We start from the raw sequence: 23,546 nt of genomic DNA, 5'->3' as shown, positions 1-23,546 counted from the left end.
CTCCCAAATTGGTTGAAGCAGAGAGAACAAGGCTTATTTGCCCTGTTCTTCTACTAAATTAGCTCCGTTTGCTTCAATTGTCTTTTTATACCAGTAAAAACTGTCTTTTTTGTAGCGTTTTAATTCTTTTTCATCATTTTCGTCACGGTCAACATAGACGAAACCGTAACGTTTTTGGTAACCATTTAACCAACTTAGTAAATCTGTGAAACTCCAAGTGCAGTAACCGAGCATCTCTACGCCGTCCGTGATTGCTTCTTGGATTGCTAGTGCATGTGCACGAATGTATTCAATCCGGTACTCATCATGGATTTTATGGTCTTCCGTTAGGCTATCATACTCGCCAAGACCATTTTCTGTAATCATGATTGGTAATTTATAGCGGTTAGTAATTCTACGTAAGCCAATGCGCAAGCCAGTTGGATCAATATCCCAGTCCCAATTCGTTTTCTCTAAGTAAGGATTATTGGTGTTTTTATATAACCCCGGTACACCAGTTTCCTCGGAAGTGCCTTTTTCGCCAGTTGTATTCATTTTTCCAGAACCAACACCGTCTTTTCCATTAAATGCATGCGTCATGGAGCGATAATAGTTAACTCCCATGAAATCAGGTTTTCCTTTTTTCAGAAGTTCTGTATCACCTGGTAAGATTTCTGGTGCTAGACCGTGCTCTTCCAGCCAGTTCCAAGTAGCGGTAGGATATTCACCCCATGTGTAAACATCCATCCAGAAATGAGCATTGAATTCTTCGGAGTTTTCAGAAGCGAGAACATTCGCTGGGTTAGCATCAATGGAGTAACTTGGTCCATATGCAAAACTTGGTCCAATTTTTCCAGAAGTACCTAACTCGCGGAATTTAGCAATTGCAGAAGCATTCGCCAAGTTCGCATTATGATTTGCTGCAAACATACGCTTGTCATCAGAAACGCCAGGCGGGTGATACGCTAATTTGTAACCATGTGAGATAAATACATTTTGTTCATTAAGGGTTACCCAGTACTTAACTCGGCCATTAAAGCGATCGAATAGAAGGGCAGCGTAGTTAGTGAAATCTTCTACAACTTTGCGCGATTCCCATCCACCATATTCATCTTGAAGCCCTTGCGGAATATCCCAATGATAAAGTGTAACGACTGGCTCAATCCCATAAGAAAGAAGTTCATCAATTAAATTATCATAGAATTTAAGTCCAGCTTCGTTAACTTCCCCGTTACCATGCGGGACAACGCGACTCCATGCGACAGAAAAGCGATATGCTTTTAGACCCTGTTCAACCATTAGCGCTACGTCTTCTTTATAACGATGGTAATTATCCACCGCTACATCGCCGTTTGTTTCTTTAAATGTTGTTCCAGGAATACGAACAAATTCATCCCATACAGATGGTCCTTTGCCATCCTCATTCCAGGCACCTTCTACTTGATACGCTGCAGAAGCTGATCCCCATAGAAAATCTTTTGGGAAAGGTTTCAACTTATTATGTTCCATTATGGCACCTCCAAAAATTATGTGCGATTAGTCTGTTTTAGTTTTGCTTGCTTAACTAATGTAAACGGTTTCGGCTGAATGGTAAATAGATTTCGGCACTTTAGGTTCGTGTTTCATATCAATGGTATAAGTTTCTGAGCTGAAACGCTGTGTTTCGTGCATGTGATGAGAAGAACAATTGACATTTACTTTGGCATCCATTATTCTATATATATTAATGAAAAGAGGTGAGATGACATGTTTCTTTTGAATGCACGCAGTAGTATAGCTAAGTTTTTATATATTGTCCGTGCAATTTTTTCCGGTATTGCAGTTACATTGGTGAAGTCTGCCCAAAAAACTGTATAACGAGAAAAAATGAGAGAAGCATGGAGTCACGCAATCGGTTTGTATAGTGCTAAATTGGTATTATACTTATAATGGGCGTCGGGCGCTTGTCTGACGCTTTTTTGTTGTCTAAAAAATGTTTCACGTGAAACATTTTGCTGTGCTTCCTTGGATAAATGGAGGATAAAATGACAATAGTAGCAATGAATGATGTGGTTAAAAGTTTTACTGGAGATATTATTTTAGAAAAAGTATCCCTTCAATTGGAAGAAGGTGAACGTGTTGGATTAATTGGTCGAAATGGGGAAGGTAAGAGTACTATTTTGAAAATTTTAAAAGGATTAGAAAGTGTTGATAGCGGAATTGTCACTAGTAAAAAAGGTGCGAAAATTGGCCTGTTAGAACAATTGTCGACAGTAGACCCTAATACAATAGTAGAACAATATTTGCGGACTAGCCTTGGAGAGCTAGAGAATCTAGAAAAAGAATTACGTTCATTAGAAGAGGAGATGGCAACGAATCCAAGTGAAAAACTAATGAACCGCTATGGAGATAAAATGGCTTTGTTTGGCGAGCTCGGTGGATATGAAATGGACGCTAATTTGAATAAGGTAGTGAATGGGTTAGGGATTGAATCGCTATTACCGCAAAAATGGAAAAATTTAAGCGGTGGTGAGAAAACTAAGGCAGCATTAGCGCATTTATTATTACAGAAAACAGACTTATTACTATTAGATGAACCAACGAACCACTTAGATTTGTTGGCGGTAGAATGGTTGACCTCGTTTTTACAACATTATGCTGGAACCGTGTTAGTTGTATCCCATGATCGCTACTTCTTAGATGAGGTAGTCCAGAAAATGGTGGAGCTTGAGAACCGTGAATTAATTATTTATCATACGAATTTTTCAGGATATTTAAAAGAACGAGAAGAACGATTATTGCGAGAATTCCAAGACTACAAAGACCAACAAAAGAAAATCAAAAAGATGCAGCAAGCCATCAAACGTTTGCGCCAGTGGGCAATGCAAGCTAATCCGCCAAACGATGCAATGTTTCGTCGGGCAAAAAATATGGAACGAGCATTAGAACGAATGGAAAAAGTGAAACGCCCAGTATTAACACAAAAACAAATGCAATTACAATTCGATGAAGCTAATCGAAGTGGGCAAGAAGTAGTCGTTATGGAGAATTTAAGCAAATCGTTTAACGAAAAAGAAATTGTACAAGATGTTTCTTTGCAAATTAGACAAGGAGAACGAGTAGCGATTATTGGCGAAAATGGTGCTGGGAAATCTACTTTACTTAAAATGATGGAAGGAAAAGTAAGACCGGATTGTGGTAATGTAAAGGTCGGTGCAAGCGTGAAAATCGCCTCACTTTCACAACAAATGGAAGAGTTGAATGAAGAGATGACAGTACTTGAAGCGTTTCGTGACAAGGTTGCTGTGACAGAAGGAGAAGCGCGACAAATGCTAGCAGGTTTCATGTTTTATGGAGAAATGGTTTTCCGAAAAGTAGCGAATATTAGTGGTGGTGAGCGGATGCGACTTAGACTGGCGCAATTTATTAATATGCCAGTAAACACGCTGATTCTCGATGAGCCGACCAACCATTTGGATATCGCCTCGCGTGAAATTTTAGAAGAAGCAATTCGCACATTTACTGGCACAATTATTACCGTATCACACGATCGTTATTTTATTGATCAACTCTGTTCAAAAGTAATTTGGCTTGAGAATAAACAATTAACCGTTTATGAAGGTAATTACAGTTATGCAACCAGTAAACGTAGATAATCGCCTTGCTGGAAATCGCTCTCAAAATAAATTAGAATGAAGAAAAGAGGTGATGGTATGGAGATAACAGTTGTAAAAGGTGACATTACTGAACAAAATGTGGATGTCATTGTAAATGCTGCTAACCCAGGACTTTTAGGTGGTGGAGGAGTGGACGGTGCCATTCATCAAGCGGCAGGTCCTGATTTATTAAAAGAGTGTCAAGCAGTTATCACTCGAATTAAATCATGTCCAGCGGGTGAGGCTGTCATCACATCCGCAGGTGACTTAAAAGCGCGTTATATTATTCATGCAGTAGGACCAATATGGAAAGATGGCGACCATCAAGAAGCAAACAAACTAGCTTCTTGTTACTGGAAAGCGCTAGATTTAGCTAATGGTAAGGATTTAACATCTATTGCTTTTCCTAATATTTCTACTGGTGTATATGGCTTCCCTAAAAAACTAGCAGCAGAAGTAGCTCTTTATACTGTTCGTAAATGGTCAGAAGAAGAGTATGACTCAAGTATTAAAGAAATACGTTTTGTTTGTTATGATGAAGAAAACCTAAAAATTTATAACAAAATAATAAACAGTGAAGTCGTTTAAGAGATAATCTTAGACGGCTTTTTAAAATGTTTCACGTGAAACATTATTACTGTATTTTCTGAATAAAAAAACAACGAAAACCTCCTTGACATAGCCCCTAGCTTCTTGTAACATCATATTCAATAACTAAAAATATACATTGGCTATTTCAGCATGATTATAGAAGACAAGTCGCATGATGTGGATATTTTCCACCATTTTTTCTTTATGTAAATAAGGAGAGGATGATGCGTTTTTTCTATATAAAAAAGCTAGTACCAATAAAAAGGAGTGTTTGCGACCCATGTGGGAAACAAAATTTGCAAAAGAAGGCTTAACATTTGATGATGTATTACTTGTTCCAGCGAAATCGGACGTACTACCAAATGATGTAGATTTAAGTGTAGAAATGGCTCCATCACTCAAATTAAATGTACCAATTTGGAGTGCTGGAATGGACACAATTACAGAAGCTAAAATGGCGATTGCAATTGCGCGCCAAGGTGGAATTGGTGTTGTTCATAAGAATATGAGTATCGAACAGCAAGCGGAAGAAATCGAAAAAGTAAAACGTTCCGAAAGTGGCGTTATTATTGATCCGTTTTATTTAACTCCAGATCATCAAGTGTTTGCTGCGGAACATTTAATGGGTAAATATCGTATTTCTGGTGTTCCAATCGTTAATAACGAGCAGGAGCGCAAACTAGTTGGGATTTTAACCAACCGTGATTTACGTTTTATTTCCGATTATTCTACAGTAATTAAAGATGTTATGACAAAGGAAAACTTAGTAACAGCACCAGTTGGAACTACGTTAAAACAAGCTGAACAGATTTTGCAAAAGCACCGCATCGAGAAATTACCACTTGTTGACGAAGCTGGTATACTTAAGGGTCTCATCACTATTAAAGATATTGAAAAAGTAATTGAATTTCCTAACTCTGCTAAAGATAAGCACGGTAGACTACTTGCTGCAGCTGCAGTCGGGATTACGAATGATACATTTGTACGTGTTGAGAAATTAATCGAAGCTGGCGTGGATGCAATTGTTATTGATACTGCGCACGGACATTCAGCTGGCGTGATTAATAAAATTTCTGAAATTCGTCAAACATTTAAAGATATAGTAATTGTTGCTGGGAATGTTGCAACATCTGAAGGAGCACGTGCTCTATTTGAAGTTGGCGTTGATATTGTCAAAGTGGGTATTGGCCCTGGATCCATCTGTACTACCCGTGTTGTTGCAGGTGTAGGAGTGCCGCAAATCACTGCTATTTATGATTGTGCGACTGTTGCGCGCGAATTTGGTAAAACAATTATCGCTGACGGTGGTATTAAATACTCGGGAGATATCGTGAAAGCACTAGCTGCTGGAGGGAATGCGGTTATGCTAGGAAGTATGCTCGCTGGTACAGACGAAAGCCCTGGTGAAACAGAGATTTTCCAAGGTCGTCAGTTTAAAACTTATCGTGGTATGGGCAGTTTGGCAGCAATGGAGCATGGTTCTAAAGATCGTTATTTCCAAGCAGATGCGAAAAAACTTGTTCCAGAAGGTATCGAAGGACGTGTCCCTTACAAAGGTTCTGTAGCTGATATTATCTTCCAATTAGTTGGGGGTATTCGTTCAGGTATGGGCTACACCGGTTCAGCTGATTTAAGACATCTTCGCGAAGAGGCGGCTTTCGTTCGTATGACAGGTGCCGGACTTCGTGAAAGTCATCCACATGATATTCAAATTACAAAAGAAGCACCAAACTATAGCATTTCTTAAGGTCGAAAAAGCAGGAATCTCTTCCAAAAGAGGTTTCTGCTTTTTCATTTTTACTATAAAAGTAAGAATAATACGAGAAAAAATGAATTTCCTCAAAAAGCTTCAATTAAGGTCATAAAACCGCTATACTATTTCTATAGAGGAGGCGTGAAAAAAGATAATGATAGAACAAGCAAGAGCTATTTTACAGCAAAATTTTGGTTATCAAGACTTTCGAGATGGGCAAGTAGATGTTATTTCAAAACTTTGCGCGGGTGAAGATACGTTAGCAATCATGCCTACTGGCGGTGGGAAGTCCCTTTGTTACCAAATTCCAGCACTTCTTTTTGACGGTTTAACCATTGTCGTTTCTCCGCTAATTTCACTGATGAAGGATCAAGTAGATGCATTAGTCTCCGAAGGGATTGCAGCTACTTTTATTAATAGTACGCTTACTAATAGAGAAATAGATATCCGCTTAGATGCCGCGTTTTCTGGAGAACTAAAGATGCTTTATATTGCGCCTGAACGTATTGAAACACCAGGGTTCCAGCGTCTAATCGAGCAGGTACCTATATCATTATTTGCGATTGATGAAGCGCATTGTATTTCGCAGTGGGGTCATGACTTTAGACCAAGTTACCTAACACTATGCAATAGTTTGGACAAAATGACTAGGCGGCCGCTTGTTATCGCGCTTACTGCTACAGCAACACAAGCTGTTTCAGATGATATTTGCCGATTATTAAAAATAAAACCAAATTCCGTTGTCAAAACTGGATTTTCTCGAGATAATTTAGCATTTCAAGTAGTAAAAGGACAAGATAAAGATAAGTATTTAATTGATTATTTAATGAAAAATGCGACAGAATCAGGAATTATTTATGCCTCTACAAGAAAAGAAGTGGAGCGAATACACAGTTTTTTGCTTAAAAAAGGCGTTGAATCTGGGATGTACCATGGTGGCATGACCGATTTAGCGCGAAAAGATTGGCAGGAGAAGTTTCTGTATGATGATATTCGTGTAATTGTGGCGACAAATGCTTTTGGGATGGGAATTAACAAATCCAATGTGCGCTTTGTTATTCATTATAATATTCCACGCAATATCGAAGCTTATTATCAAGAAGCTGGCCGTGCGGGACGGGACGGGGTTCCAAGTGATTGTATTTTGTTGTTTTCCCCGCAAGATAGCCGCATCCAACAGTTTTTAATTGAACAATCCGAAATGGATGATGAACGTAAACAAAATGAATTTGCTAAGCTGCGCCAAATGACGGGCTATGGCTATACCGAAATCTGTTTGCAGAAGTACATCGTTCAGTATTTTGGAGATGACGAGGAAAACTGTGGTAAGTGTAGCAATTGCTTAGATACGAGGGAAGTCACGGATGTTACGATTTTAGCGCAACAAGTTTTTTCTTGTGTTAAAAGAATGGGAGAGCGTTTCGGGAAAGTGCTAATTGCCAAGGTGTTGACAGGTTCTGCTGATCAAAAAGTAAAAGATTGGCGATTTGATGAACTAAGCACCTATGGCTTGATGAGAGAGGTATCCCAAAAAGATGTGTTACAATTAATCGATTACCTCACCGCAGAAAAATATTTGCAACCAACCGATAGCCAATTCCCTTCATTAAAACTTACCGACAGAGCAGTATCTGTTTTAAGAGGCGAGCTAAAAGTGGAACGGAAACAAGCGAAACGTGCTGAAAAAGTTAAAATAGATGTAAACAGTGAACTTTTTGAGAAATTACGGGAAGTCCGTCGAGAATTAGCGGCGAAACACAAAGTGCCGCCATATATCATTTTTTCGGATGAAACTTTACGTGAAATGTGCGCCTACATGCCACAAACAGAAGAGGCGCTACTAGAAGTCAAAGGAATAGGCGCTATGAAACGCGATAAATATGGCGCTGAATTTTTAGTTGTGTTGCAACAAGAGGCATCAAAATAATATATAAGAGAGGATTTTGACAGATGACAAAAACATTAGTGCTGGCAGAGAAACCGTCTGTCGGTAAAGATATTGGCCGCGTACTCGGGGCTAAACAAGGTAAAAATGGCTATTTAGAAGGTGGGAAATATGTAGTAACTTGGGCGCTTGGTCATTTAGTGACACTAGCTGACCCAGAACGTTATGATTCTAAGTACAAGAATTGGAACATGGAAGATTTACCAATGCTTCCAGAAAAAATGAAACTAGAACCAATCAAACAAACCCGAAAACAATATGAAACGGTTAAAAAATTAATGAATCGTACTGATATAACTACCATCGTTATAGCGACAGATGCAGGACGAGAAGGAGAATTAGTAGCTCGCTGGATTATTGATTATGCAAAAATCAAGAAACCACTAAAAAGACTGTGGATTTCTTCTGTAACAGACAAGGCGATACGTGAAGGATTTGAACACTTAAAACCAGGAAAAGCTTACGAAAATCTTTATCATTCCGCTGTTGCTCGCTCTGAAGCTGACTGGGTAGTTGGTATTAATGCTACACGTGCTCTAACAACAAAATATAATGCGCAACTATCATGTGGTCGTGTGCAAACCCCGACTCTTGCAATGATTCAGCATCGTGAAGAAGAAATACGCAACTTTCAACCACGAGAATACTATAGAATTACCGCACAAACAGAGCAAGAATGTTTCACGTGGAACATTGGTCAAACATTTGATAAAGCTTTAGCCGAAAAATTGGTGAAATCTTTACAAGGTGAAAATGCAGTAATTACAGATGTTTCCATGAAAGAAAAGAAAACTTTCTCGCCTGGATTGTATGATTTAACCGAACTACAACGGGATGCTAACAATCGATATGATTTTTCAGCTAAAGAAACACTTAATATTATGCAAACATTATACGAACGCCATAAAGTATTAACTTATCCAAGAACAGATTCGCGATTTATTTCAACAGATATTGTGCCTACACTTAAAGAACGTTTAACAGCTTGTGGTGTTGGAGAAAATGCAAAAGCTGCTCGCCAAATCAGCGGGAAACCTATCAAAGCAAACAAATCGTTTGTCGATAACAGCAAAGTAAGCGATCATCACGCAATCATTCCTACCGAGCAACCAGTATCACTCGGAGATTTAAGTGACAAGGAACGGAAAATTTATGATTTAGTTGTTAAGCGCTTCTTAGCAGTGCTTTCGGATCCTTATATTTACGAAGAAACTTCTGTAAAAGCTAAAATTGGTCAAGAAGATTTTACTTTAAAAGGTAAGGTTATTAAATCGCTTGGTTGGAAAAGCATTTACGGGGAGGCGCGTGAACCTGACCAACTAACTAAAATGAAAAAAGGCGACACAATCCCGGTTAAAAGAGTTAATTTAGAAACAGGCAAAACGAAACCTCCAGCTAGGTTTAACGAGGCCACCTTACTTTCCGCAATGGAAAATCCATCTAAATATATGGAAACTACGAACAAAGCTCTAGCCAAAACGCTTGGTGAAACTGGTGGCCTTGGAACAGTCGCAACCCGTGCGGATATCATCGAAAAACTGTTCAACAGCTTCTCGTTAGAAAAACAAGGCAAGGATATCCAAATTACTTCTAAAGGTCGCCAATTATTAGAACTAGTCCCGGAAGACCTAAAATCTCCAGAATTAACTGCACGATGGGAACAAAAACTATCAAAAATCGCAAAAGGTGAACTTGATTATCGCAAATTTACTGCGGAAATGCGGGATTATGCTAAAAAAGCAGTAACTGAAATCAAACAAAACGATAAAAAATTCCGTCATGATAATATTACATCACAAAAATGCCCGGATTGTGGAAAGCCAATGCTAAAAGTGAAAGGCAAACGAGGCACGATGCTTGTTTGTCAGGACCGAGAATGTGGTCACCGCGAATCCGTTTCAAGAACGACGAATGCACGTTGTCCAAATTGTCATAAACGGATGGAAATGCGCGGCGAAGGGGACAAACAGATTTTCGTATGTGTGTGTGGCCATCGTGAAAAACTAACTGCATTCCAACAACGTCGTGATAAAGAAAAAAACAAAAATGTATCCAAAACGGATGTAGCTAAATTCATGAAAAAACAAAACAAGCAAGATGAGGAACCATTTAACAACCCAATGGCAGAAGCACTTGCAAAATTAAAACTAGATAAATAAGCTTAAACAAAGCGACCCACTCAATATGAGTGGGTCGCTTTGTTTGACATAGTCCTCCGTATACGAAACAATAAAATGACAATCAATATCAAAAGGAGATGTTTCACGTGAAACATAATCAATTAATAATAGAAACAGATATTCCAGCCAAAATGCGCGACGGAGTAACTCTTTACGCAGATATATATCGCCCTGCGGATGAAGGGAAGTATCCAGTATTGCTAACAAGATTACCATATAGCAAGTCTTATGGGCTCCATTTTATACGCCCTAATATTTTGGCAGAGCAAGGCTACATTGTCATAGTTCAAGATGTTCGTGGCAGATATAAATCAGAAGGAGAATTTGTTCCATACATAGCAGAAGTAGACGATGGATATGACACAATTGAGTGGGCAGCGAATTTACCGTATTCAAATGGGGATGTTGGTATGTTTGGTTTATCGTACTATGGATATACGCAAATTTTAGCTGCGATGAGTGGTAATAAACATTTGAAAGCGATGGCTCCAATTATGGCGCAAAATAGTATGACAGATGTATTTAACGATCATGATGGTGCGCTAGAATTAGGAATGTGGGAGACTTGGAACTTAGAATCAATGCTTCCAAATATGCTAACTCGTAAATACAACACGAGTGAAGAACTAGAACAAGCAGTTAATGCTTTAATGAAAAACCTAGATAATCTTGACTCACTATATAAATTCAAACCATATAAAGATTGGCCTGCGATTGGTCGGGAAGAAATGCCTTATTTTTCGGAACTTCTCCACTATGAGCCGACACATAACCACTGGCAAAAAATCGATGCAAAAAGTAATTACGATAAAATTAGTGTGCCAGGACTCCATGTAGCTGGTTGGTATGACTGCTTTTTAGACAAAACAATCGCTAATTTTCAAAATGGTCATTGTCGTAAACTTGGCGATAAGCTCGTTATTGGCCCATGGACACATGCTAATTTCACGCAAATGATTGGAGATCGTGATTTTGGTATGGCTGCAACTAAATGGGGCGAAGCAAATATGCATGCAAGACATCTGGAGTGGTTCAATCATTGGTTAAAACAAGAGCCGTTACCAGAAATGCCAGCAGTGAACTATTTTGTTATGGGATTAAATGATTGGAAAACATCTGAAACTTGGCCGCCGAAAAATGCAGTCACAACACCTCTTTATTTTAAATCTGGTGCAGTAAGTGCAGAATTCACCCCACCAACAACCGCTTATGAAGCAAAATTCAGCTATGACCCGGAAAACCCAGTCCCATCAAATGGCGGTGGAACTTTACACAAAGAGTTACATGCAGATGGTCCTCGTGATCAAAAGCACCTAGAAATGCGTGAAGACATTCTTTGTTATTCAACCGCTCCATTAGAAGAAGCGCTAGAAATTACAGGAGAAATCCAAGTGAAATTATGGGCGAAAACAGATGCGCCAAACACTGATTTTACTGCTAAATTAGTGGATGTTTTTCCAGACGGAACAGCATTTAACCTAGCAGACGGGATTATCCGAGCTAACAAACAGCACGGAGATAGTGTTCAAAATAATATTAATCAATACACAATCGACTTATGGGCAACGAGTAATCTATTCAAAAAAGGACATCAGATCCGCATCGAAATATCTTCAAGTAATTTCCCGAGATTCGACCCAAATCCAAATACTGGCGATAGCTTCATTAATTCAACTAAAAGCCAAATTGCGCACCAAACAATCTATCATAGCCCAGAATACCCGTCCCATATCCTTCTGCCAATTATTCGTTAGAGCATTAGGGCTTATGGGCGAAAAGTTTTATATACGACGCTACTAAATCATGGTAAAATATGAAAGTATCCGTCAAAAAAATGAAACCTATTTCAAAAAGGGAATTTTAAAATAGGTTTCTTTATTAAAATATAGATAAAAAGAGCCAATAGTTTGCTCAAATGAAGGAGAAGTTGCAGTGAAAAAGATAATTAAAAAGACAGGGATCGCGATTATGGCAGTATCCCTCGCAGTAAGTGGCTTCTTAGTGAGTCCGAAAGCAGCACAAGCCGCGGCAGAACCAACCGTTAATGCAAATGCAGCCATCGCGATTGAGGAAAGTACTGGTAAAATTTTATATTCAAAAGATGCTGATAAATTAATGGGTATCGCCTCCATGACGAAAATGATGGATGAATACTTGTTACTGGAAGCAATTAATGATGGAAAAATCAAATGGGATGATAAAGTAACCATTTCCGAATATGCGTATAAAGTCTCTCAAGATAGATCATTATCAAACGTACCACTAAGGCTGGGCGAAGAATACACTGTACAAGAATTATACGAAGCAATGGCAATCTATTCTGCAAATGGTGCTGCAATTGCTATTGCCGAAAAAGTCGCTGGTTCTGAAAAAGCTTTTGTTGATTTAATGAATAAAAAAGCAGAAAAATTAAAACTAGGCGAACACCAATTTGTGAATTCTACAGGTCTTAATAATGAAGATTTAAAAGGTGGCCAGCAAGTAGGCGGCCCGAAAGATGAAAATAAAATGACGGCTCGCGGTATGGCAAAACTTGCGAAACATTTAATTAAAGATTACCCAGAAGTCCTTAAAACAGCTAGTACAACTAAAAAAGAATTCCGCAAAGGCACATCTGATCAAATCGACATGACAAACTGGAACTGGTTACTACCAGGTTTAATTTATGGTCGTAAAGGTGTAGATGGCTTGAAAACAGGAACAACTGATTATGCAGGTATGTGCTTAACTGCGACTGCTGTAGAAGACGGTATGCGTGTTATTACAGTTGTGCTTCATGCTAATGGTGGTGGCGCGGGAGAACATACAAGTGCGCGTTTTGATGAAACGAACAAAATGCTAGATTATTCCTTTAATAATTTTAAAGTAAAAGAAGTTCAAAAAGCTGGATCCAAAGTGAAAGATCCTTCATCAATTGCAGTAGATAAAGGAAAAGAAGATACAGTTGGACTCGTTACAAAAGATGCAGTGAAGCTAGTCGTACCAAAAAATGATAATGCACCTAAACTAAGCACAAAAGTAACATTAAAAGACAAAACATTAGAAGTTCCTGTTAAGAAAAATACAGCAGTGGGTGAAATGGAAGTATCCTTAAAAGGTGGCGACAAATTAGGTTACCTAGATGGGAAACAAACAGAAAATATTGATGTATTAACTGCTAATGACGTAGAAAAAGCAAATTGGTTTGCACTTTCCGCTCAAGCAGTCGGCTCATTCTTTACAAGCGCTGGTAACTATATAGCAGATGGCGTAAAAGGTTGGTTTAATTAACATAAAAAAGTCGATTTCCTAAATTTGGAAATCGACTTTTTTTTATTCAATAACGAATTGATTATGATATAGCTCGGAATAAAATCCTTTTGCCTTCATTAGTTCATCATGGTTACCTTGCTCAATTACTTCTCCTTGGTGCAATACGACGATATGGTCGGCATCAAGGATGGTTTTCAAGCGATGCGCAATGACGAAACTTGTTCTACCAGAGATAACATTATCCATTGCTTTTTGGATTCTGCTTTCAGTTACGGTATCTACGTTACTAGTAGCTTCATCAAGAATAAGAAGAGATGGGTTTGTAATAATAGTTCTAGCGATACTCATTAGTTGTTTTTGGCCAACACTGAAAATATTGTTTTCATCACTAATTTCTGTATCGTATCCATTTTCTAAGTTCATAATGAAATCATGGATATTTGCTTGTTTAGCTGCATCAAGAACCTCTTCATCCGTCGCTTCGGGTTTACCGAAAACGATATTATCACGAATAGTTCCAGTAAATAATACAGAATCTTGCAATACGATACCAACTTGTTTTCGTAAGGAATCCAGTCGAATGTCACGAATGTCAATATCATCAAAGAGAATGGAACCACCATCAACATTATAGAAACGATTCAGCAAGTTCATAACAGTTGTTTTACCAGAACCAGTTGGCCCTACAAGTGCAACCATTTTTCCTTTACTTACATCAATCGAAACATCTTTTAGGACCGGTTTTTCAGGATCATAAGCGAAATCAACATGATCTAGTTTGACACCTTTATGAATACCGTCAATGGTTTGTAAGTTAGCGCGTTCAACCTCTTCTTCTTCCGCAAATACTTCGCTAACACGACGTGCACCAGTAATTGCTAGTTGTAGTAAACTATATTGGGACGAAATTTGTGTTAGTGGCATATAGAACTGTTGCGAATATTGAACGAACATAACGATTAACCCAAGAGCGGCTGTACGTTCTAAATCACCATTTAAAGCTAACCATCCACCAAAGAAGATGACGATCGCCGTATTTAATAATGAAATACCTTGCATCATAGGAAAAAGTAAACCAGAGTATACTTGACCTTTATAAGTGGCGTCTTTAACGATATTATTTTGTTTTACAAAGCCATCAATAGTTTCTTCTTCTAAACCATTGGTGATAATGATTTTTTGACCAGAAATTTTTTCATCAATGTAACCATTTAGCACACCTAATTCGTCTTGTTGAATATCCACGTACTTACGAGCTTTTCGGATGATGATAGTGGCAATAATTATCGCAAACGGTGCAGATATTAAAGTAACGAAGGCTAGTTCGACGTTTTGTTGGAACATCATGATAATAACACCAATCATCAGTGCAATGTTTGATAATACTTGAATCAAAGCTTGGTTAAGTGTGTTGGAGATGTTATCCAAGTCACTAGTGAAGCGACTAAGCATTTCTCCATCATTACGGCTATCAAAGAAACGAATCGATAGTTTTTCCATCTTGCGGAAAAGCCCTATACGCATTCTATTCGTCGATTTACCAGCTACCCCTGTCATAATGATACTTTGGATAAAAGTAGCACCAGCAAGCAGCACATAGCAGAGAATCAGCATCCAAATGATATGAATGAAATCACTCTTATCATCCACTCCAGTTTGCATTAAACGGACAACATAATCACCAAGCTCTTGAACAGCGTTACCAATATATTGGGGTGCTTTTACTTGAAGATATGTCGCGAAAATTACAGCAATTAAAATAACAAAAAGTTGAGGCTTATAACCCCGGAGATAATGCCAGAAAAAACGGCTAATTTGTTTAAACTCTTTCATTATGCGGTTACCTCCTTGCCTTTTTGAGTGTCGTAAATTTCACGGTAGATTTCATTTTCTTTCAAGAGTTCTTTATGCGAACCAACACCAACTAGTTTACCTTGGTCAAGCACAAGAATTTTATCTGCTTGAATAACAGAAGAGATTTTTTGTGCAATGATGAAAGTAGTGGTGTCATCCAGTTCTTTGTTGAGTGCTTCTTTGACTAATTTCTCGGATTTTGCATCAAGCGCGCTCGTACTATCATCGAGAATAAGTACTTTCGGAGAGCCAATCACGCCACGTGTAATGGATAGACGTTGTTTTTGTCCGCCAGAAAAGTTGTTTCCACGCTCAGAAACAGACGCTTCATAAAGTTTTGCTTGCTTGTCAATGAACTCTTTCGCCTGTGCTATTTTACTTGCATGCTCCATTTCTTCCGTTGTTGCATCTTTTTTACCATGACGCAAATTGTCGGCAATGGTTCCAGAAAAAAGGATTGCGCGTTGTAGTACGAAGGAAACTGTGCTACGAAGCGTTTTTTTATTGATGTCTTTTAGGTTGGTTCCGCCGATAATAACTTCCCCTTCAGTTGGATCATAAAGACGAGGAATCAGCTGGGCAAGAGTGGATTTACCGGATCCTGTAGCGCCAACAATCCCAATCATTTCGCCAACGTTAGCTTTAAATGAAATATCTTTAAGCGCAGCAGTATCATCTCCATCGTACTTGAAACTAACATTGCGGAACTCAACAGTACCTTCTAAATCTTGTTCTGGTGCATTTTCGTTGTAGGTAATATCTGGTTCTGTTTCAAGAACTTCGGTAATACGTTTCAAGGAAATAAGCGCACGAGAAGCCATCATCATCAGCATTCCACCAATAATAATTGCCATCATAATTTGCATTAAGTAGTTCATAAATGAGGCGATAGCCCCGATAACTTCAGGATTATCAGCAGCCATGTCACCAACAAAGAAAATAGAAACAACAATGGCTAAGTTAGAAACGAGCATAAATGCAGGAATCATTACAGAGAAAAGTGTCCCAACAATGATAGTGTGACGTGTTAATTTATCACTTACTGTTGTAAAACGACCGATTTCATTATCTTCTTGGACAAAAGATTTAACGACGCGCATTCCAGCAAGGTTTTCTTTCGCAATAGAATTCACTCGGTCAATTAATTTTTGGATAATCGCGAAATGTTTCCCCATAGAACCGAAAGTGAAGACCACAATCAGGACAACCAGGACAACGAGCACAATAATTACCCACCATAATTCAGGTAAAGTAAACATCGCCAGGATAAAAGCCCCGATAAACATGATAGGAATCCGTGTTAGCGATTGTAAAGAAAGCATCACTAAATTTTGTACTTGCGTAATGTCGTTAGTTTGACGAACAACGAGATTACCTGTTGAAAGTTTTTCAATATTACTGAATGAAAATGTTTGGATTTTGCGGAAACTAGATTCACGAATATCTGCGCCAACGCCTTGAGCGACTTTGGCTGAAAGAATTGTGTTTAGAATCCCAGCGATAAGGCCAACTGCGGCAATACCGATTAGAAGTGCGCCTATGGAAGAAATTTCATCCATATTGTCTTTCATGATGGCGTCTAGGACTTGCTGAAGTAATTTTGGTTGCCACAGTTGTGAGATAACCATGACTACTACAAACAAGGTAGATAGCGTTGCTTGTAGCTTGTAATTTTTGAGATGGTGAAACAATACTTTCATGATTTTCCTCCCTTGGAAAATGGAAATAAAGACGTACGAACACATATTCTAATATAGATTGTGAAAATTTGCAAGTATTTTTTTCGAAAATCATAAATATGGCGAAATTATGGCGAATTTAAGTGTAAAAATCATTTTAAATTGTGAAAAATAATGAATTTTAAGGTTGAATTTTGACCTCTACAAATCCTCTTACACTATTAATTAACCATACAGACTCTGCATCAAAAAGGTCTTTTTTTGTTAATACTTTTTCAGAAATTCTATTTTTAGTTAAAAGTTCCTCCCTCATTGTGCCAGGAAGAAGACCAGAAGTTACTGGTGGCGTGAAAAAACAACCATTTTTGGCTAGAACTATATTACCATTTATAAATTCTGTTAATTCTCCGCGTTCGTTCCAAAGCAAAGTCTCGTCTGTTTTAGTACTTTTTAGTTTCTCATACATAAAGCGTGAAGTAGTTTTATGATAGAGAAAGGAATTGTCCGTCGAGATTGGATTTTTAGCAAGCTGAGCGGTCAACGTTTTATTATGTTCGCTTATTTTTGTCAATTCTAAATGTGTCGTTCCATCTAAATCGAGTAAAAAGCGCATTTTAAAAACACCAGTAGTATTGTTTTGCGCGTTTTTCAGCCATAATGCCTCTATCTCTTTTCTATTAAAAGGGAAACCAAAGAACGCAGCACTTGTTTGAAGACGTTTTAAATGAAAATCTATTCGAAAAAGCCTCCCGTTTTCAAGGCGCAAACATTCAATTAAAGAAAATGGGTGCATTTTTTCTAAGAGAGCTGTTTTTGCATGGACTTCGGAAAATTCACTTTCCGCATCAGAATCCCAAACAATGCCGCCACCCACGCCATAAGTAGCTTTCTTATTTGCAATAGAAATAGTACGAATCGGAACGTTGAAAATGGCATCTCCGTTAGGTTCTAAAAAACCAATTGCACCACAATAAACGTCGCGCGGAGAATCTTCTAACTGCGAAATAATTTCCATTGTTCGAGCTTTAGGGGCGCCAGTTATTGAACCACAAGGGAAAAGCGCTTGAAATATTGATGTTAAGCTTGTATTTGGAAGCGTCTCTGCTGTTACAGTAGAAGTCATTTGCCAAACAGTTGGATATGGCTCTAAAGTCATTAATTTAGGAACTTTCACACTCCCAGGTACTGCAATCATTCCGAGGTCATTTCGCAGTAAATCAACAATCATTACATTTTCTGCGCGATTTTTCGGATCATTTTTTAGCCAATCATGTGCTTCTAAATCAGCTTTTTGTGTGGTTCCACGTCGAACAGTGCCTTTCATTGGACGAGTAGTTAAAGTGTTTTTCTTCCATTTAAAAAATAATTCTGGAGAAGTGGAGATAATGTCAAATTCATTAGTCGATAGGAGCGCAGTGTAATTCGCTTTTCCAGCTTTTTGTAAAGTTTCATAAGTTGCTTTGGCAGAAAAGTTACTAGGAACATCACTGTTTAGGCGGACGGTGTAGTTCATTTGATAGGTGTTACCAGCAGCAATTTCAGATTTGATGGTAGTTATTTTTTCCGTGTAATCGAAATAATTTGTATCCATTTGAAAAGAAAGTGGTGCAGAATCTGTGCTTTTAGTAGTAACATCAGAAAAATGATCATATACACCAAACCAGACAAGTGGCATGTTCATTGACGGTTTTTTTGTTTGCAAATTACTCCGAAAAGCAGGAGCCGCTTCATAACTTACAAAACCAGCAACATACTTACCAGCATCTTGGGCTTCTTCCGCTGCTTTCATCGCTGGGAGAACTTCTGATAAATGGTGTGCCACAAATTCTTGCAATGGGTTTTCAAAAATCTTTACTTCGCCTTCAAAATCAAATCGCAAATAACTCATTTGGCATTCCTCCCCAGTCGTACAAAATTTTCTAAAATAGCGTGACCGTTTTCAGAAAGAATTGCTTCTGGATGAAATTGGACACTGTATATTGCTTTATTCAAATGCTCTAGTGCCATCAAAACACCATTTTCAGTCATAGCAGTTACTCTTAAATCGGCCGGAACGGAATCAGGAGCTATCACTAAAGAATGATAGCGGGTTACTTGGAATTTAGGATTAAGACCAGCAAACAAACCTGAACCATCATGCGAGATTATACTAGTTTTTCCGTGAACAGGGATGTCCGCTCTAACTACTTTTGCACCAAAAAAATGCCCAATCATTTGATGGCCAAGGCAAATCCCGAGTATAGGAACATTAATTTCACTCAAAATCGCTAAACTCAAAGGAAAATCTTCTGGGGAGCCAGGACCAGGCGAAAGAACAACCATTTCAGGAGCAAGTTGGTGTAGTTTTTCAAGGGTTAAATCTGTAGCAGAGACTACATGTACATCTTCTTGAAGTTCTAAAAAATATTGATATAAATTATATGTAAACGAATCATTATGATCAATTAATAAAATCACTTAAAGTCCCCCTAACTAAAACGGTTATACTCCTTTATAGCAAATAGATAGTGAGATAACAAGTGCAAAATGTTTGAAGCCATAAAACAAGTGGAATGGAACACTAAATGACCAAAGGAAGGTGTTTTCAATGAAAAATGAACTAGAAGATAAAATTCTTGCCATTTTAGACGATCATCAAGTAGGTGTATTAACTTCTGTACAAGGAGATTTTCCACATGCTAGATATATGACATTTTTCCATGAAGGTTTGACTCTTTATACGCCATCAGGGAAAGAGTTACCAAAAACGGAAGAAGTGCGCAAAAATCCTCATGTAAGTGTATTACTCGGATATGAAGGGCCTGGTTCGGCATTTCTAGAAATTACAGGTCTAGCTTCTTTGGAAGAAGATGAATCAGTCAAAGAAAGTATCTGGGAGAATATTTCTAAAGAATGGTTCAAAGGCGAAGATTCACCGTCTTTTGTTGTTATAAAAATTGTTCCCGAACAAATTAGAATTTTAAATTCAGGTGATGATGGTCCGGATACACTTGATTTAATTGGTTAAAGATTTGCTTGTAATTTAAGCAGATATGCGATAGAATTACTTTAAATTAATACGAAAAGCGAAGACAAGAAGTAGTAATGAGGTAGATTTTCTAAAGAGAGCCAGTGGGTGGTGCGAACTGGTGAAATTTCCTTATGAATCCATCTTGGAGCGAATGGTGGAAAGCAAATTTTTGCGAGTAAATCATTCCGGCAAGGTCCGTTAAACCTAAATGAAGCTGGGGATTAATTTAATCCCAATAAGGGTGGCAACGCGGTTAACTCTCGTCCCTTTCCTGTTAATTCGGGAAAGTACGGGAGTTTTTATATGGAAAAAAATAAAGGAGGAGTTAGCATGTTAGATGTAAAATTGTTACGTAATAATTTTGAAGAAGTGAAACAGAAATTACAAAACCGCGGAGAAGATCTTGGTGAATTCGAGAAATTTGGTGAGTTAGACAAACGCCGCCGCACATTGATTGTGGAAACCGAAGCGCTTAAAAGTCAGCGTAATGAAGTATCTCAAGAAATTGCTAAATTAAAACGCGAAAAACAAGATGCAGATGCAAAGATTGAAGAAATGCGTGTTGTTGGAGACCGTATTAAAACTTTAGACATCGAACTAAGAGAAATTGATGAAAAATTAGATATGATTTTAATGTCGATTCCAAACATTCCACATGAATCTACCCCAGTTGGTGAATCGGAGGACGATAACGTAGAAATCCGTAAATGGGGCGAAGTTCGCACATTCGATTTTGAACCAAAAGCACATTGGGATTTAGGCACAGATTTGGATATTCTTGATTTTGAAAATGCTGCGAAAGTAACTGGTAGCCGCTTTGTTTTTTATAAAAAATTAGGTGCAAGACTTGAACGGGCGCTAATTAATTTTATGATGGACTTGCATTCGAACGAGCATGGCTATGAAGAAATGTTACCACCATACATGGTTAATCGTGCAAGTATGACAGGTACTGGTCAATTGCCAAAATTTGAAGAAGATGCTTTCCTAATTGAAGCGGAAGATTATTTCCTTATTCCAACAGCGGAAGTTCCAGTTACAAACTATCACCGCGAAGACATTTTAAAAGCAGAAGATTTACCAAGAAAATATACAGCATTTAGTGCATGTTTCCGTTCTGAAGCGGGATCTGCTGGTCGTGATACGCGTGGATTAATTCGCCAACATCAATTTAATAAAGTAGAATTAGTGCAATTTGTTAAACCAGAAGATTCTTACGAGGCGCTTGAAAAATTAACTAGTAACGCAGAAGAAGTATTACGTCGACTAGAATTACCATACCGCGTATTAAGTATGTGTACTGCCGACTTAGGCTTCACAGCTGCTAAAAAATATGATTTAGAAGTTTGGATTCCAAGTTATGATTCTTACCGTGAGATTTCTTCTTGCAGTAACTTTGAAAGCTTCCAAGCAAGACGCGCCAATATACGTTTCCGCCGTGAACCAGGAAGTAAACCAGAATATGTGCACACACTGAATGGTTCTGGCTTAGCGCTAGGTCGTACAGTAGCTGCTATTTTGGAAAACTACCAAGATGCTGACGGTTCTGTACGTATCCCGAAAGTATTACAAGGTTATATGGGCGGTATCGAGAAAATAGAACTACCAAAATAATAAGGAAGAAGGAACTGTAATGGCGAACCTTAGCGAATTACCAAACATTGGCAAAGTACTAGAGCAGGACTTAATCAAAGCGGGAATCAAAACTCCCGATGAGCTAAAAAATGTTGGAAGCAAAGAAGCCTTTTTACGTATTTGGGAAAATGATTCAAGCGTTTGTCTAAGTGAATTATGTGCGCTTGAAGGTGCTGTGCAGGGTATCAGATGGCATGATTTAGACGAAATGAAGAAAAATGAACTCAAAAAGTTTCATCAATCCTTATAAAAAACCGACGATGCAAGAAAAGCATCGTCGGTTTTTATTTCCCGGGAAATAGTTATTTTAGTTGTTGTTCTGCAAAAGAAGCATAAAGCGGGTGAGAAGCAACTAATTCGCTATGCGTACCACGGCCAGTTATTTCCCCATTTTCAATAAAGAGGATTTGATCGGCGTTAACAATAGTAGAAAGGCGATGGGCAATAACAAAAGTAGTACGACCTTCCATCAAGTTTGCTAATGCTTGCTGAACGATTTGTTCGGACTGGCTGTCTAAACTAGCTGTTGCTTCGTCTAACATGAGAATATTAGGGTTACGTAGAAATGCCCGCGCAATAGCGATTCGCTGTCTTTGGCCTCCTGAGAGTTTTACGCCGCGTTCACCGACTTCAGTTGCCATTTTGTCGGGTAATTCGGAAATAAAGCCATCTGCATAAGCAAGTTTTGCTACATTCCATAGTTCATCTTCGTTAATTTCTCGGTCTAAGCCATAACAAAGATTGTCGCGAATGGTGCCAGAAAGCATAGCACTTTCCTGTGAAACATAACCAATTTGGGAACGCCACGAGTTAATAGAAATCTCGGAAAGCGGAACATCGCCAACTAAGATGTCTCCAGTTTTAGGTTGATAGAAGCGTTCTAAAATCGCAAATAAAGTCGATTTACCGCCACCGCTAGGACCAGCAAATGCTATAACTTCTCCTGGCTTTGTATTAAAAGAAATATGTTTTAAAATCGGTTCGTTTTCATTATAAGAAAAAGATATGTCAGACGCGCGAATCGTTTTACCACTAACATCTACTTTTTTCCCAGCATCAAAATCTTCTTCTGTTTCATTCAAAATATCCGCAATCCGTTCTGTCGCACCTTTTGCTTTTTGAAGTTGTGCAAAAAAAGTGGCAAAAGAGGTCACAGGAACGATAATCTGGAATAAATAAAGTAAAAATGCAATGAGTGTACCAGTAGTCATGGTTCCCGCAGAAACACGAATTCCGCCGTAACCAATGATACCAACAATAACCCCCATAACAACAAAGAAAATAAGCGGTCCAAGCACAGCAACTACTTTCGCCTCACGAATACCAAAACCAAATAGTCGATTAATCCCTTGATGGCCAGCTTCTGTTTCAATCATTTCTGCGTTAGAAGCCTTCACAAGTCTAGCTTCCGAAAGAGTTTGACTAATAGAACCAGTGAAATCCGCTGTTTCGCTTTGAAGTCCTTTAGAAATTTTAAACATTTTTTGACCTAAAGGCGCAACCACAAGTGCTGTAATTGGAACGGCAACTAGAATGATTAAAGTCATTTTCCAGTCCATGAAAAACAAAATAATTATTGCCCCAACTACAGAAATAATACCAGTCACGAATTGTGGAAAGTGATCAGCAATAAGTTCTTTAACCACCACAGTATCGTTCACCATACGACTTACCATCTCGCCCGTTTTCGTATTATCAAAATAAGATACAGGTAAATGTACAATTTTTCGCCACAAACGTCCTCGAATAGTTGCTACGACTTTCTGCCCCATATAATTAAGTAAGAATATTGAAAAACCATTTGTTACTGCCTGCAAAACAAAAGCAAGAACGATTAGAGCGATTATTTTCCCATCAAGTGAAGCTATCGAAAAACCGTCGATTAAATTTTTTGTAAAAAGCGGCACAACTAGGCCAGCAACGGTCGTGATGACACTGGCGAACAAAGCACAGAAAATGATCCAATTTGCCGGTTTCGCACTAATAAGTAACTGGAAAAAATTCCGCCAGCTATATTTAGTCTGATCCATTTT

At 38.3% G+C, this 23,546-nt stretch carries 16 protein-coding genes, 1 pseudogene and 1 other annotated feature; of the genes and pseudogenes, 10 read left to right on the top strand and 7 right to left on the bottom strand.

The features are described 5' to 3' along the window. Positions 1-33: 33 nt before the first annotated feature. Both LWE_RS13870 and LWE_RS14845 read right to left on the bottom strand, forming a co-directional pair. A complete protein-coding gene (locus LWE_RS13870; protein WP_011703398.1) occupies positions 34-1,488 on the bottom strand; it encodes a glycoside hydrolase family 1 protein in 1,455 nt (484 codons plus the stop codon). Positions 1,489-1,539: 51 nt separating this feature from the next. Further along, positions 1,540-1,866 (bottom strand): annotated as a pseudogene (locus LWE_RS14845) (hypothetical protein). Between the two features lie 137 nt (positions 1,867-2,003). On the opposite strand from LWE_RS14845, the gene abc-f reads away from it, so the two are divergent. From abc-f to pbpD1, 7 genes are all read left to right on the top strand, one after another. After that, positions 2,004-3,614, top strand: a complete 1,611-nt coding sequence (gene abc-f, locus LWE_RS13865; RefSeq protein WP_011703397.1) for a ribosomal protection-like ABC-F family protein — start codon at positions 2,004-2,006, stop codon at positions 3,612-3,614. A gap of 57 nt (positions 3,615-3,671) precedes the next feature. Beyond that, positions 3,672-4,202 carry an ADP-ribose-binding protein gene (locus LWE_RS13860; RefSeq protein ID WP_011703396.1) on the top strand — a complete coding sequence of 177 codons (531 nt, stop codon included), beginning with the start codon at positions 3,672-3,674 and terminating at the stop codon, positions 4,200-4,202. Positions 4,203-4,485: 283 nt separating this feature from the next. After that, entirely contained in the window at positions 4,486-5,952 is a 1,467-nt protein-coding gene (gene guaB / locus LWE_RS13855; protein ID WP_011703395.1) for an IMP dehydrogenase, read from the top strand. Positions 5,953-6,112: 160 nt separating this feature from the next. Further along, positions 6,113-7,885, top strand: coding sequence for a DNA helicase RecQ (gene recQ, locus LWE_RS13850; protein ID WP_011703394.1), 1,773 nt, complete (start codon positions 6,113-6,115; stop codon positions 7,883-7,885). A gap of 23 nt (positions 7,886-7,908) precedes the next feature. Beyond that, complete coding sequence (locus tag LWE_RS13845; RefSeq protein ID WP_011703393.1) at positions 7,909-10,062, top strand: DNA topoisomerase III; 2,154 nt, start codon at positions 7,909-7,911, stop codon at positions 10,060-10,062. 107 nt (positions 10,063-10,169) lie between these two features. Further along, positions 10,170-11,837, top strand: a complete 1,668-nt coding sequence (locus tag LWE_RS13840) for a CocE/NonD family hydrolase (RefSeq protein WP_011703392.1) — start codon at positions 10,170-10,172, stop codon at positions 11,835-11,837. 178 nt (positions 11,838-12,015) lie between these two features. Beyond that, complete coding sequence (gene pbpD1, locus LWE_RS13835; protein ID WP_011703391.1) at positions 12,016-13,353, top strand: D-alanyl-D-alanine carboxypeptidase PBPD1; 1,338 nt, start codon at positions 12,016-12,018, stop codon at positions 13,351-13,353. Between the two features lie 42 nt (positions 13,354-13,395). On the opposite strand, the gene LWE_RS13830 is transcribed toward pbpD1, so the two are convergent. The 4 genes from LWE_RS13830 to LWE_RS13815 form a co-directional block, all read right to left on the bottom strand. After that, positions 13,396-15,168 (bottom strand): ABC transporter ATP-binding protein, encoded by a 1,773-nt coding sequence (locus LWE_RS13830; RefSeq protein ID WP_011703390.1) that lies wholly within the window; start codon positions 15,166-15,168, stop codon positions 13,396-13,398. After that, positions 15,168-16,889, bottom strand: coding sequence for an ABC transporter ATP-binding protein (locus LWE_RS13825; RefSeq protein WP_011703389.1), 1,722 nt, complete (start codon positions 16,887-16,889; stop codon positions 15,168-15,170). The genes LWE_RS13830 and LWE_RS13825 overlap by 1 nt, the downstream gene beginning before the upstream one ends. Positions 16,890-17,049: 160 nt before the next feature. Then, positions 17,050-18,756, bottom strand: coding sequence for an aminodeoxychorismate synthase component I (gene pabB, locus LWE_RS13820; protein ID WP_011703388.1), 1,707 nt, complete (start codon positions 18,754-18,756; stop codon positions 17,050-17,052). Continuing rightward, positions 18,753-19,325, bottom strand: a complete 573-nt coding sequence (locus LWE_RS13815; protein WP_011703387.1) for an anthranilate synthase component II — start codon at positions 19,323-19,325, stop codon at positions 18,753-18,755. Before LWE_RS13815 ends, pabB begins: the two co-directional genes overlap by 4 nt. A 130-nt stretch (positions 19,326-19,455) precedes the next feature. Here LWE_RS13815 and LWE_RS13810 point away from each other — a divergent pair, with 130 nt between their 5' ends. The 3 genes from LWE_RS13810 (at position 19,456) to LWE_RS13800 (ending at position 21,763) form a co-directional block, all read left to right on the top strand. Next, entirely contained in the window at positions 19,456-19,875 is a 420-nt protein-coding gene (locus LWE_RS13810; RefSeq protein WP_011703386.1) for a pyridoxamine 5'-phosphate oxidase family protein, read from the top strand. Positions 19,876-19,927: 52 nt separating this feature from the next. After that, positions 19,928-20,149: a binding site (T-box leader), on the top strand. 59 nt (positions 20,150-20,208) lie between these two features. Continuing rightward, entirely contained in the window at positions 20,209-21,492 is a 1,284-nt protein-coding gene (gene serS / locus LWE_RS13805) for a serine--tRNA ligase (RefSeq protein ID WP_011703385.1), read from the top strand. A 19-nt stretch (positions 21,493-21,511) separates the two neighbouring features. Further along, positions 21,512-21,763, top strand: a complete 252-nt coding sequence (locus LWE_RS13800; RefSeq protein WP_011703384.1) for a TfoX/Sxy family protein — start codon at positions 21,512-21,514, stop codon at positions 21,761-21,763. Between the two features lie 52 nt (positions 21,764-21,815). Here the strand turns inward: LWE_RS13800 and LWE_RS13795 are convergent, their stop codons facing one another. After that, positions 21,816-23,543 (bottom strand): ABC transporter ATP-binding protein, encoded by a 1,728-nt coding sequence (locus LWE_RS13795; RefSeq protein WP_011703383.1) that lies wholly within the window; start codon positions 23,541-23,543, stop codon positions 21,816-21,818. Positions 23,544-23,546: the final 3 nt, after the last annotated feature.

The sequence above is a fragment of the Listeria welshimeri serovar 6b str. SLCC5334 genome, from assembly GCF_000060285.1.
In the GTDB taxonomy this organism is placed as follows: domain Bacteria; phylum Bacillota; class Bacilli; order Lactobacillales; family Listeriaceae; genus Listeria; species Listeria welshimeri.
Note: the sequence above shows the minus strand (reverse complement) of the source record. Positions and strands in the feature narration are given on the sequence as shown.

What these genes read in the sequence shown, in the direction of transcription:
- LWE_RS13870 (WP_011703398.1), bottom strand. Translation starts at nt 1,488, where the DNA reads ATGGAACATAATAAGTTGAAACCTTTCCCAAAAGATTTTCTATGGGGA.
- abc-f (WP_011703397.1), top strand. Translation starts at nt 2,004, where the DNA reads ATGACAATAGTAGCAATGAATGATGTGGTTAAAAGTTTTACTGGAGAT.
- LWE_RS13860 (WP_011703396.1), top strand. Translation starts at nt 3,672, where the DNA reads ATGGAGATAACAGTTGTAAAAGGTGACATTACTGAACAAAATGTGGAT.
- guaB (WP_011703395.1), top strand. Translation starts at nt 4,486, where the DNA reads ATGTGGGAAACAAAATTTGCAAAAGAAGGCTTAACATTTGATGATGTA.
- recQ (WP_011703394.1), top strand. Translation starts at nt 6,113, where the DNA reads ATGATAGAACAAGCAAGAGCTATTTTACAGCAAAATTTTGGTTATCAA.
- LWE_RS13845 (WP_011703393.1), top strand. Translation starts at nt 7,909, where the DNA reads ATGACAAAAACATTAGTGCTGGCAGAGAAACCGTCTGTCGGTAAAGAT.
- LWE_RS13830 (WP_011703390.1), bottom strand. Translation starts at nt 15,168, where the DNA reads ATGAAAGAGTTTAAACAAATTAGCCGTTTTTTCTGGCATTATCTCCGG.
- LWE_RS13825 (WP_011703389.1), bottom strand. Translation starts at nt 16,889, where the DNA reads ATGAAAGTATTGTTTCACCATCTCAAAAATTACAAGCTACAAGCAACG.
- pabB (WP_011703388.1), bottom strand. Translation starts at nt 18,756, where the DNA reads ATGAGTTATTTGCGATTTGATTTTGAAGGCGAAGTAAAGATTTTTGAA.
- LWE_RS13810 (WP_011703386.1), top strand. Translation starts at nt 19,456, where the DNA reads ATGAAAAATGAACTAGAAGATAAAATTCTTGCCATTTTAGACGATCAT.
- serS (WP_011703385.1), top strand. Translation starts at nt 20,209, where the DNA reads ATGTTAGATGTAAAATTGTTACGTAATAATTTTGAAGAAGTGAAACAG.
- LWE_RS13800 (WP_011703384.1), top strand. Translation starts at nt 21,512, where the DNA reads ATGGCGAACCTTAGCGAATTACCAAACATTGGCAAAGTACTAGAGCAG.
- LWE_RS13795 (WP_011703383.1), bottom strand. Translation starts at nt 23,543, where the DNA reads ATGGATCAGACTAAATATAGCTGGCGGAATTTTTTCCAGTTACTTATT.